Here is an 11,999-nt window from a genome sequence, read left to right on the forward strand (position 1 = left end):
CTCTATTTTTATTGTTTAAAGGCATTGAGTAGCTCTTCTCCCCAGATACTTTTATACTCATCATAAATCGGTTCTACCACTTTCTGAAACGCAGCTTTTTCCTCTTCGGTGAGTTTGTAAATTTCCATACCTTTGGATTCCAGTTCCTTCAGTTGTTCGGTTTCAAGTTTTTGGGCTTGTTCAATCTGGTAAGCATTGGCCTCTGCTGCAGCATCCCTCATGAGCTGCTGGTCTTCCTTACTCATGGAATCAAATAAATCTTTATTAATTCCCAGAATTAATGGATCGAAGGAATAGTCCCAAACAGTCATATAATTTTGTACCTCATTCAATTGAGAGGAATGAATAACATCAACTGGATTTTCCTGTCCATCAATAGTTCCTTGCTGTAAAGAGGTAAAAACTTCAGAAAAGGTCATAGTGGTCGGGTCGGTACCGAAGCTTCTCCATAAGTCTGTGTACATATTGATTCCAGGAATCCTAATCTTAAGTCCTTTCAAATCCTCGGGAGTTTTAATCGGATGTACACTATTTGTTATCTGGCGGAACCCGTTTTGACCGAATCCTAGCGGTTCTACGCCGTTTTCTCTAATAATATCCTTAATCATTTCTCCTCCTTCCCCATCAAGCAAGGAATAGGCAGTATCTAAATCAGGAAATAAGAACGGAGCACTAAGCACACCTAACCGCTGGTCCATGATTGAATAAATAATCGTAGAGTTATAGGACATGTCTTGCGTGCCTTGCGATAGCTGTTCTACCGCTGTACCAGAATCCCCCCCTGAAAGCTGCTCATTCGGATAGACTGAAATGGTAATACGACCGTCCGATCGTTCTTCTACATCCTTAGCCAGTTTTTCTGCTGCTTTATACCATGTTGATGCTTCTCCTACTGTTACTGACATATCTAAATCATACGTTTTATCCTCTGCATTTCCACCATTACTACATGCTGTCATCGCTAGTATTAAAGCTGATAAAATGATCCCAAGTAAAATCTTCTTCAATGTTCCTTCCCCCTCTATACTTTTAAATTTTTTACATAACTGCTTTTACATAAATCATTCTGAAATCCCAATTGTAATGAAACCTCTTTAGAAGCATAAAGCAAGGCTTGTACGATTTTGCTGATTCTTTGTTTATCTGTTAATCTCGGTGCTATTCCAGCTATACATAGGGCAGCAATGACATCCCCTCGATAATCTTTTATCGGACATGCAAATCCTCTTAACCCAATTTCATATTCTTCATTGTCAAGTGCATATTCTTTTTCTTTTATTTTTGCGATTTCTTTTTTTAATTTATCTCTATCAGTCAATGTATTATCGGTAAAAGCGGTCATTACCTGATTGTCTAAGTAATATTCAAGTTCATTTTCCCCCAAGGAAGATAGGAACATCTTGCCCGAAGCGACGGCATATGCAGGGGCTTTTTTACCAGGATCAAATACTGTTCTTACTGCGTGAGGGCTTTCTACTTTATCCACATATTGCACTTCAGTGCCATTAAAGACAGAAAGCAGTGCACTTTCTTTAAATTCTTCTGCAAGTTTTACTAGATAAGGTCGGGCAGTATTAAAAACTTCATATTGTTTCTGAGCATTAATACCAAGATTGATGAATGATTGCGTTAGCCGAATGGAGTGATTTGAAAGTTTTTCAACATAGCCTAGATTAATCAAGGTAGATAAAAAACGATGGATCGTACTTTTGTTTATTTGGAGTTTGATTGAAAGTTCTGCCGGAGTTAAAGGTTCGATTGAAATCGCTTTCATAATTTCGAAAGCTCTTTCTACACTTTTGATATGATAATCCACTACCACTCCCCACTTCTATGAGTTTTACTATGTAAAACCAAAGTTTCACTTAATAAATCTTATAATAAATGTATTTTTCTAAAAAGTAAATCATTTCTGAAAATTATTTTGATAATATTTAATCAATTTAAAAATTACTTAATAGTTTTGGATAAGCGTATGCAGCTGATGGGTTTATTCAAAAGCGGACTTTCAATTGAAATTAATAACAGAGTGGGAGAACCAAAACAGGTAGTAACGCATGCCGAACCTGAACTGACACCTCTTTCTTTATAGAACTATTCGAATAAGCTAGATGACACTTATTGAGACTCCCACGGCTAAAGCCGCAAGCCCTACACCTTACGGTGTGAGGGGTGGGATTCTTGAATGACTAAGCGTTCGCAGTCCATTTCTGTTTTGAACAGCCTCTAAGATGAGGGTACGCTTCCACTGATCATTTGATCAAGCCACTTTATTTGAAATGGTTTAGAAAATTAAATAAACCAAATACCAGCCAATATAGCACATTAAAAATCTCGGATTAAAAAAAGGACCAATCTTGAACGAAAGGTCCTTATTTCATCATAGCCCACCTATCTCTATAGCAAAAGTCCACGTGTAGGACCCTTTAGCTGGAATCTTTGAGACTTTATCCATTTTGTTGGCGACATAAACGTCATCATAAACCCCTGTACACGGCTCAAGGGCGAAATTATATTCTCCGCGGTATCCGCCTTCCGTTTTCCAGATGCCCAGGTACGGGACATTTTTAGGTGGGTAACGGTATGTAAGCGATCTGCCGATGTCCTCCTGGACAACCTTACACCAACCTTCTTTCAGACGGTCGGTAAAATAGAATTTTTCCATATTATCGGTTTCCAGAGGATCAAACCCGGACAAATCGATTGGCTGATTCGTTCTTTTGGAAGTCGTCAACGGATAGGGATGGATCGTCCCCCACTCACCGAGATGTTTCGAAGCGTGTTCCACCGTCATCACTTCACATAGATCCTTTGGAAGAGCAATGCTTGTCGCCTGATTCATATTTAACAGGGAGTGAGCCGTCCAAATGAACGGAAAATCCTCATTGGATTCGTTCAATGCTTCATATTTCAGTTCAATCCCATCAGGTTTCAAACGGATTTGTTTTAAAAGCCGATAAGGGAAGACCGGGCTTTTCACTTGAAGATCCAATCCATAAGCGCGTTCTTCTACATCCCAGGGCAAGGCCCATATTTCCCCATGGTCGGGGATCATCTTAAGGTCATTGGGATGCGGGCCCTGATCGATTCCAGGAAAGATTTCATCGAAGCCGCTGGAATCAAAAGCAGCATAATCAGCTCCATAGGGTGGGATTTCCAATTGGACATTCTTGGATTGATAGAGCCACTCATAGCCCGCCTGTTTATCAAATAAGCTTGTCATTTTCCCGCCGTAAGCAGGAAGGATCGTACATCGGATTTGGTCATTTTCTAGTATGATAGAATCGATTCCCTTGAATGTCGAATGCTTGATCATCTAAGTTCCTCCAGCTCACAATACTCCACCGTTTTCAAGAATCTCCTGAATCCTTCCTGCCCCTCTGGCGTCCGTTTGAATACGCCGGCATGCTCCAACACTTTTGAAAAAGTCCGTCCGATTTCCTGCTCTAGAATGTGTTTAATGTTTTCCTCGTCTAATTGTCCATGGGCAGCCAAGATTCTTTTCGCCCAACCCACATGTTTGCTTGTTCGATCATCTTGGAGTGCTTTCGTATCCAGTTCATTTTCCAGCATATATTGGGCAAGTATATCCATCTCTTCTACTAAACGCCCAGGAAGCACAGCTAAGCCCATCACTTCAATGAGACCGATGTTTTCCTTTTTGATATGATGCACTTCTTCATGAGGATGGAAAATACCCATCGGGTGGGTTGCACTCGTCTGATTATTCCGTAAAACCAAATCCAGTTCGAACAACCCATCCCTTACTCGTGCGATCGGGGTAATCGTATTATGTGGTGTTCCATCTGTTTTAGAGACAATATCTAACCGCTCATCATCATAGGACTTCCAGCTTTGAAGAATTCTATCAGCCAGATCCGCGATTTCCTCTCTGCCCTCGCCCTGCAGGCGAATGACGGACATCGGCCATTTCACCTTCCCTACCTTGATACCGGGATAATCATCGAAATCCATGGACTCCTCAATCGAAGCTTTCTCCATCGGAAATGGATGCTGGCCAGCCTGAAAATGGTCATGGCTTAAAATCGATCCTCCGACGATAGGCAAATCTGCATTGGAACCAACGAAGTAGTGAGGAAATTTTTTAACGAAATGGAGTAACCGCTCAAACCCCTCTTTTGATATTTTCATAGGACTGTGTTCTTCTGAAAATACGATAGCATGTTCGTTATAATAGACATATGGCGAATATTGTAAAAACCATCTTTGGCCCGATAGCTCGATCGGTATGATTCGATGGTTCTGGCGCGCGGGGTGATCCAGTCTCCCTGCATAACCGACATTCTCCTTACAGAGCAGACATTTCGGATAGGAAACAGAAACATTTTCCTTTGCTGCAGCGATCGCTTTCGGATCCTTTTCCGGTTTAGAGAGGTTGATGGTGATCTCTAGATCTCCGTAAGACGTCGCGCTAGACCAGTTGACATTTTTGGCGACCCTGTCCGTCCGGATATAATGGGATGATTTTGCAAGCTCATAAAAATAATCGGTCGCCTCTTCTGGACCTGCTTTCTTGTAAAGGTAATAAAATTGACGGATGACTTCCCCCGGCCGTGGAATTAATCTGCCCATGATTTTTGTATCGAATAAATCCCTCTGTGTCACTGTGTCATCAGGGATCAACTGCTTCTCTACCGCATAATCAAGCATCTTTTCCAGAATAACGATCGGTGTCTCAAGTTTTTCTACTTCTATGGTCACTGGTTCGGCTGCATCGAGTTTAAAAACCTCCAATAATGCATTTCGCATAAAATCGACATCCCATAAGGAGATCATGTTTTTTTGCAGCCCATATTGGATTAAACGTTCGATTTCTTTGTAGATGTTCACGTCCATCCCCTTCACCTCACGCGTAGGATTTTTCCTGATTACTATAACCGTCCGGATTCTCTTTGAACCAATTCCAGGCAGTCCCGATCATTGCCTCAAGATTTGCGTACTTCGGCTCCCAACCTAGCTCACGAAAGGCTTTTTCTGAGGATGCGACCAATTTGGCAGGGTCTCCTGCCCTCCTTGCCACAACTTGTGCAGGAATTTCTTGTCCCGTTACCCTTCTCGTCGCTTCAATGACTTCTTTTACCGAAAATCCTTTGCCATTCCCAAGATTGTAAACCGAACTTCTATGGCCGGCTTTTAATTTTTCAATGGCGATCAAATGAGCTTCCACCAGGTCTGTTACATGGATATAATCTCTGACACAGGTCCCGTCTTCTGTCCCATAGTCATCACCGAAAATAAGGATGTTGTCCCTTTTACCGAGGGCTACCTGAAGGATGATCGGAATGAGATGGGTTTCCGGATCATGATCTTCCCCTAACCTTCCCTCGTGATCTGAACCAGCTACATTAAAATAACGGAGGATAATGTGTCGGATACCATGCGCTCGCTCTGCCCAATTCAGCATTTTTTCGATGGCCAATTTCGTTTCCCCATAAGGGTTTGTAGGTACAGTAGAATCCGTCTCATAGATCGGAATCTGTTCGGGCTCTCCATAGACAGCTGCAGTAGAGGAGAACACAATGTTCTTCACTTCATACTTTGCCATCGTCCGCAACAGGCAAGTTGTTCCGTATACATTATTATCATAATATTTCAGGGGATCCTCAACGCTTTCTCCCACTAATGAATCGGCAGCAAAGTGGATCACAGAACCAATATCGTTTTCTTTAAACACGTTATCTAAGAATGCCTCATCCCGTAGATCACCACTATAAAAGGCGGCTCCTCCCAATACAGCTTCCCGGTGTCCTTTTTGCAGGTTATCGATTACGACCACCTCTTGATTCCGATCCAAAAGTTGAGCGACCGCATGGCTTCCGATATATCCTGCTCCACCACATACTAATACAGCCATTCCATTTCCCTCCTCTTATAACTTTTTCGCTTGATCTCCGATATCGACCACATAAAATTCGGCTTCAAGCCCTGTTTCAGCGTTATAGGTTTTTCCAACCTCTTCAATAAAAGAATCAATACGATCATCCGGTACAATACTTATGGTGCATCCTCCAAATCCTGCACCGGTCATTCTCGACCCGATCGCTCCTTCATTCCATGCAGCTTCCACCAATACATCCAATTCTTTTCCAGTAACTTCATAGTCATCACGTAAGGAGATGTGCGATTCATTCATCAGCTTACCGAACCCGGTTACATCGCCAGCATTCAATTTTTGAACTGCCTCTATGGTTCTACTATTCTCGTAAACGGCATGTTTGGCCCTTTTACGGACCAGGGCATCCGGGATCAGTTGCTTGTAGGCTTCGAATTCTTCTCTTGTCAGGTCACCAAGCGACTCAATATCCAGCTTTTCTTGTAAGGAGCTTAATGCAGCCTCACATTGCTGCCTTCTTTCGTTGTATTTAGAATTTGCCAATCCTCTTCGTTTGTTCGTATTGGCCAGGATCAGCTTTTCGTTTTTCAAATTGATCGGTGTATACTGGTATGCTAACGTGTCACAATCAAGCAGGATGGCATGGTTTTTCTTTCCCATTCCAATCGCGAATTGATCCATGATGCCGCAATTGACACCGATGAATTCATTTTCAGCTTTTTGGGACAGTTTCACCATTTCAATTTGGTCGATTTGCAGATGGAAAAGATCTTTCAGCATGACCGCCGTGACCATTTCAATCGAAGCGGATGATGATAAGCCTGCTCCGTTTGGGATATTTCCATAAAAAGCAACATCAAACCCAGAGGTGAACTCATACCCGGCCTCTTGGAAAATAGCAGCCACCCCTTTCGGATAGTTCGCCCAATCATGGTGCTCGGCAAAACGCAGTTTATCGATTTGTACTTCGACGACACCTGTCCCCTCAAAGTTCATCGAATACAATCGGATGGTCCGGTCCTCCCGTCTCCTTGCTACGGCATAAGTACCTAACGTAAGGGCGCAAGGGAAGACATGACCTCCATTATAATCCGTGTGCTCCCCGATCAAGTTCACCCGGGCTGGCGCGAAATATGACGTCAAACCACCCTGTTCACCAAATTGTTCAATGAAACATCTTTTCAAATCTTCCATCCTGATCACCACTTTTTCTATCATTAATTAAACTAGTTGAAATGCCTACTGGATACCCGTTTCTAAGTCCCGAAAACTTTATTAATTAATTTAATTTACTTAAATAGTATCACAATTTCCCTCTCATGTCTTAGTAAAAAATGAACTAATTTTCGTTATGATTGGAGATGAACTGTATATTATGACTTTAATGGTATAGAATCCCAAGTTTTTTAATTAATTTACTTAAGTTATGTAAAATCAGTATGATATGATTATTTTAATTAGAATCTCGTGGAGGAAAAATGATGTCGTCGAAATATACTAGAGGTACCTTCCAGTTGATGAAATCGATCAACAGGAGTTCAATATTGAATATGATCCGGGTAAAAGGACCGATTTCCAGAGCGGAAATTGCCAAACAAACGAGCTTGACCCCACCAACGGTCAGTAATATCGTAAAGGAATTGATCGAGAGTAAATTCGTCATTGAAACAACACAAGGGACTTCCCAGGGGGGAAGAAAACCGACTTTGCTTGAAATTAATGCTGATCAGTTTTACATGATTGGAATAGATGTAGGCAGATACAAGATGAACTTCGTCGTGTCCAACCTTTTCGGAGACCTGAAAGACACGGCTGTTTTGAAAATTAAGGAACATCCTACCAAAGAGGAGATCCTCGACACCATGAAAAAGGGAATCCATACCCTCCTGGAACCAGGGAGAAATGATCCGAAGAAGTTCATCGGTATCGGAGTGGGCATGCACGGGATTGTCGATGTTGAAAAAGGCATCTCCCTTTTCGCCCCATCCTTCCAGCTTTATGATATCCCGATCAAAACGGAATTGGAAAAGGAATTCGAGATGCTCATAAAAGTTGAAAACGATGCACGTACGATGACTTTAGGAGAATCATGGTTTGGAAACGGAAATAATGAGGATAATCTGGTAGGGGTTAATGTAGGGCATGGGATCGGGGCTGGAATCATGATCAATGGCCGGCTCTTCCATGGAGACAGTGACATCGCTGGTGAGATCGGGCATGTGACCATCGATTTATCAGGTCCAAAATGCACTTGTGGAAATTATGGTTGCCTTCAAACGCTTTCTGGTGGACCAGCTATTGCTGAACGGGCTAAAAAAGAATTGAAGACAGGAAGATCTTCCCGAATCCTTGATATCGTAGACAATGATCTTGAGAGAGTGGATGGCAAAGTCGTATACGAAGCAGCCTGTGCAGGTGATGACTTCAGTATTGAGCTATTGAACCAGACAGGAAGATATTTAGGAATCGGATTGATCAACCTCATCCATACCCTGAACCCTGAAAGAATAATCATTGGTGGAGGTGTCTCCCGAGCTGGGGATTTCTTGATGGATGGCATAAAAGAAACCATCCACTCAAGAGGATTGACAAAAAAAGCGAAAGAAACCCCGATTGTTCTATCAAAATTAGGCGAAAACGCGTCTGCATTCGGATCATGCGTCCTCATTTTAGAAGAATTCTTCAAGCGCCATTAATTAAGGTTCCTTGCCCAATTTGGGATTCACCGATAAATTTCGGAATTGCACCGATATATTTTTGATTTGCACCGATAAATTATTTGGCGCTCCTCCATCTAAAAAAATCGGTACCAGGCACCGATCCAAACCTCTTCTCCGACAAGGCTTCTGAGAAGGTGCCTGGTACAGAAATTAATTACCCTTTCACCGATCCTGCGAGCAGTCCTTTTACGAAAAACTTTCCGAGCAGGATATATACGAGCAGTGTCGGCAATGCAGCAAGCAAGGCGCCTGCCATTTGGACATTCCACTGGACGATCTGGCTTCCTGAAAGGTTCTGCAAGGCCACCATGACCGGCTGTTGATCAGAAGTCGTGATGGTTACGGCGAATAAGAACTCGTTCCAGATGTTCGTAAACTGCCATATCCCTACCACTACAAACCCTGTGATCGACAGCGGCATCATAATATGAGTGAAAATCCTGAGGAATCCAGCTCCATCAATTTTAGCCGACTCGATCATCGAAACCGGTATACTTGCATAAAAGTTACGGAACATCAGGGTTGTGATCGGAAGTCCGTAAACGACATGCACGAAAACCAGCCCTGCAATCGAGTTATATAGACCGATCTCCCTCAAAAACTGGATCAGTGGAATCAGGATACTTTGATAAGGAATGAACATACCGAATAAGATCGCTGTAAAAAGTGTATTCGAGCCTTTAAACTGCCATTTTGAAAGCACATAGCCATTCAAAGCACCCAGTAAAGCTGAAATGATCGTCGCTGGTATGACGAGATAGAAACTATTCATCAGATTAGGCGCAAGCTTTGAAAATGCCACAGAATAACTGCTGAAGTCAATTGAAGTCGGCAGCTGCCACATTTGTGCCAACGTGATTTGATCAAGGGGCTTCAAGCTTGTGACCAACATGACATAAACCGGCATCAAATAAAATAGACTGAATGCAATCAATAGCAGGTACAAAAGGGGCCGTGTAATTGTACGAATCGCCATCAAGACTCACCCTTTCTGCTTGAGATCAGATACGGAACGATAAAGATCGCAACTGACAATAACATGATGATTGCGATTGCTGCCCCGTTAGCGTAATAATTACCTCTGAAGGTTGTTTCATACATATAAACACCTGGAACGTCGGTTACATAATTTGCTCCCGAACCTGTCATCGCATAAATCAGGTCGAAAATCTTCAGTGAGATATGGGCCATGATGATCACCACACTGATCGTGATCGGACGAAGTAAAGGTAAAATGACCTTCCAATACACCTGGAACTCTGATGCACCGTCGATACGGGCAGCTTCTCTCACTTCTTCTGGAATTCCTCGCAAACCTGCAAGATACATCGCTACTGAAAATCCTGTCATTTGCCAAACGGCTGCGATCACAATCGCAATGATGGCAACTGGAATGCCGAATTCGATTTTCCCCCATGATATCCCTGGAATAATAGTTGTATCCGTGTACCATTTGGAATCCAGACCGATTTTACTCAAAAAAAGGTTTACGCCAGTTGATGGATTCAAAAGCCATTGCCAGACGACACCCGTAACGACAAAGGACAACGCCATCGGGAAAAAGAAAATGTTCCGGAATAAAGATTCTTGTCTGATTTTCTGATCCAATAAGATCGCAAGGACGATTCCGATAATAATGACCGTCAAGATAAACAGTAGCGTAAAAAACAACGTGTTCCTCAAGTCTGCCTGGAAACGAAAATCCTGGAACAGATAGATATAGTTTTGAAGTCCAGCAAAGGAAAAATCAGGTACAAGACTATTCCAATTACTTAAAGAGACATAACCTGTCCATCCGATGAATCCATAAACGAAAACAGCGATCAAGATCAGGGATGGTATGAGAAACCCGATCGCCATGAGATGATCTTTTGTCAGGACTTTTTTCTTTCTTTTTGTTGAAACTTTTAATTCTGGTGGTGTGTGTTTCACTGATGATCGAACCGGATCCATGACTGAACCTCCTTCAGGATTGAATCATAAAAAGAAAAGGGAGAAGAGCATAACCTCCTTCCCCCTTCCGATTTCAACGTTACTTCAATTCACTTGAAGCTTGATCAAGAGAATCAATGAACTGATCAACATCTTGTTGTGTAACAAAAATGTTTACGGCTTGGTTCACTTTGGTCAAGAAACCTTCCGGAGCAGCAGATCCGTGAGCAAGACTTGGTACTAGAGAAGCTTGTTTGAATTCTTCGATTGTTTCTTGTCCGTATGCATCATACTTGGATACATCCGCATCCGTCCGGGCAGGAATCGATCCTTTCAACGGATTGAAAACATCCTGACCTTCAACAGAACCGAGTACAGACAAGAATTTTTTCACATCATCAGGATTCGAAACGCCTTTTGGAAGTCCGAATGTATCAGTGATGACCATGAATTCACCATCTGTTTCCGGTGTTTCAGCCCATCCGAAGTCTTCTTTCACTTTAAGGTTCAAGTCATTGACAAAATAACCTTTAGCCCAGTCACCCATCACGTTCATGGCTGCTTCGCCGTTTGCAACCAATTGGGAAGCATCCTGCCAGTTTCGGGAACTGTGGTCTTCGTTGATATAAGAAAGCATCTTCTTGAAAGTTTCAGCTGCTTGTTTCACTTTTTCATCTTTAAAAGATAGTTCACCAGTGAACAGTTTATTATAGTCATCTGGACCCAGCGTGCCTAGTAGGGTTGTTTCAAAAAGCTGGGTAGCAGTCCACGGTTCTTTGTCACCAAGCGCCAGTGGTGTAACCCCTGCTTCTTGCAGCTTGTCAGCGGCTGCAAACCACTCATCGAATGTCGTCGGAACCTCGATGCCATTTTCCTCAAAAACTTTCGTGTTATACCAAAGGACATTTCCACGGTGGATATTCACTGGAACGGAGTAGATATTCCCGTCTTTACTTACCATATCGATCAAATCCTGAGGAAACTTATCGTTCCAGCCCTCTTCTTCATAAAGATCGTTCAACGGTTCCATTTTTCCAGCGGCAACCCACCCTTCATTCAGCTCTGCCCCGCCATGGACCTGAAACGTCGCTGGAGGATCATCCCCCTGCATACGGCTCGCAAGCACTGCTTTCGCATTTGTACCAGCCCCACCTGCTACCGCTGCATTTTCCACTTCCACATCAGGATGTTTCTCTTTGAAAAGTTCAATCAAGGCGTTCAAGCCATCTTCTTCACCGGCTCCAGTCCACCAGCTGAAGATATCAAGCTTGGCATCTTTGTCGCTGTTTCCATCTCCTGAACTGGAATCGGAATTACTATTACATGCTGCTAAAACCATCGCAAGGACAAGCAATAAGGATATGAATTTCAGTTTTCTCGCTTTCATTTCAACAGTTCCCCCTTATTTGAATTAAAATGTAAACGCTAACAATTCAAGCTTACCACCTTATTAGGAGAGGGAGAGCAGGAAATCCCTGTACTATTTTGTTATC

The 11,999-nt window shown here is 42.6% G+C and carries 10 protein-coding genes; 1 reads left to right on the plus strand and 9 read right to left on the minus strand.

Annotation, left to right across the window (positions count from 1 at the left end):
• Window positions 1-8: 8 nt before the first annotated feature.
• The 6 genes from ACJROX_RS25790 to ACJROX_RS25815 form a co-directional block, all read right to left on the minus strand.
• Window positions 9-1,007, minus strand: a complete 999-nt coding sequence (locus ACJROX_RS25790) for a DctP family TRAP transporter solute-binding subunit (protein WP_408008071.1) — start codon at window positions 1,005-1,007, stop codon at window positions 9-11.
• A 14-nt stretch (window positions 1,008-1,021) separates the two neighbouring features.
• On the minus strand, window positions 1,022-1,816 hold the full coding sequence (locus ACJROX_RS25795) for an IclR family transcriptional regulator (RefSeq protein ID WP_408008072.1): 795 nt from the start codon (window positions 1,814-1,816) through the stop codon (window positions 1,022-1,024).
• Between the two features lie 564 nt (window positions 1,817-2,380).
• Complete coding sequence (locus tag ACJROX_RS25800) at window positions 2,381-3,316, minus strand: DUF5107 domain-containing protein (RefSeq protein ID WP_408008073.1); 936 nt, start codon at window positions 3,314-3,316, stop codon at window positions 2,381-2,383.
• A complete protein-coding gene (gene galT / locus ACJROX_RS25805) occupies window positions 3,313-4,857 on the minus strand; it encodes a UDP-glucose--hexose-1-phosphate uridylyltransferase (RefSeq protein WP_408008074.1) in 1,545 nt (514 codons plus the stop codon). Before galT ends, ACJROX_RS25800 begins: the two co-directional genes overlap by 4 nt.
• A 10-nt stretch (window positions 4,858-4,867) precedes the next feature.
• The gene (gene galE, locus ACJROX_RS25810) at window positions 4,868-5,875 is read right to left on the minus strand and encodes a UDP-glucose 4-epimerase GalE (RefSeq protein ID WP_408008075.1); all 1,008 of its coding nucleotides are present in this window, start codon (window positions 5,873-5,875) and stop codon (window positions 4,868-4,870) included.
• Between the two features lie 15 nt (window positions 5,876-5,890).
• Window positions 5,891-7,072 (minus strand): galactokinase, encoded by a 1,182-nt coding sequence (locus tag ACJROX_RS25815; protein ID WP_408008076.1) that lies wholly within the window; start codon window positions 7,070-7,072, stop codon window positions 5,891-5,893.
• 263 nt (window positions 7,073-7,335) lie between these two features.
• Between ACJROX_RS25815 and ACJROX_RS25820 the strand changes: the two genes are divergently transcribed.
• Window positions 7,336-8,550: an ROK family transcriptional regulator gene (locus ACJROX_RS25820; protein ID WP_408008077.1), complete on the plus strand. Its 1,215-nt coding sequence runs from the start codon at window positions 7,336-7,338 to the stop codon at window positions 8,548-8,550.
• Window positions 8,551-8,728: 178 nt separating this feature from the next.
• Here the strand turns inward: ACJROX_RS25820 and ACJROX_RS25825 are convergent, their stop codons facing one another.
• From ACJROX_RS25825 to ACJROX_RS25835, 3 genes are all read right to left on the minus strand, one after another.
• Window positions 8,729-9,550 carry a carbohydrate ABC transporter permease gene (locus ACJROX_RS25825; RefSeq protein WP_408008078.1) on the minus strand — a complete coding sequence of 274 codons (822 nt, stop codon included), beginning with the start codon at window positions 9,548-9,550 and terminating at the stop codon, window positions 8,729-8,731.
• Window positions 9,550-10,527 carry a carbohydrate ABC transporter permease gene (locus ACJROX_RS25830; RefSeq protein ID WP_408008079.1) on the minus strand — a complete coding sequence of 326 codons (978 nt, stop codon included), beginning with the start codon at window positions 10,525-10,527 and terminating at the stop codon, window positions 9,550-9,552. Before ACJROX_RS25830 ends, ACJROX_RS25825 begins: the two co-directional genes overlap by 1 nt.
• Before the next feature lie 79 nt (window positions 10,528-10,606).
• Window positions 10,607-11,893 carry an ABC transporter substrate-binding protein gene (locus ACJROX_RS25835; RefSeq protein ID WP_408008080.1) on the minus strand — a complete coding sequence of 429 codons (1,287 nt, stop codon included), beginning with the start codon at window positions 11,891-11,893 and terminating at the stop codon, window positions 10,607-10,609.
• Between the last annotated feature and the right edge of the window lie 106 nt (window positions 11,894-11,999).

It is taken from the genome of Pseudalkalibacillus sp. A8 (genome assembly GCF_045920555.1).
Taxonomy (GTDB): domain Bacteria; phylum Bacillota; class Bacilli; order Bacillales; family Fictibacillaceae; genus Pseudalkalibacillus.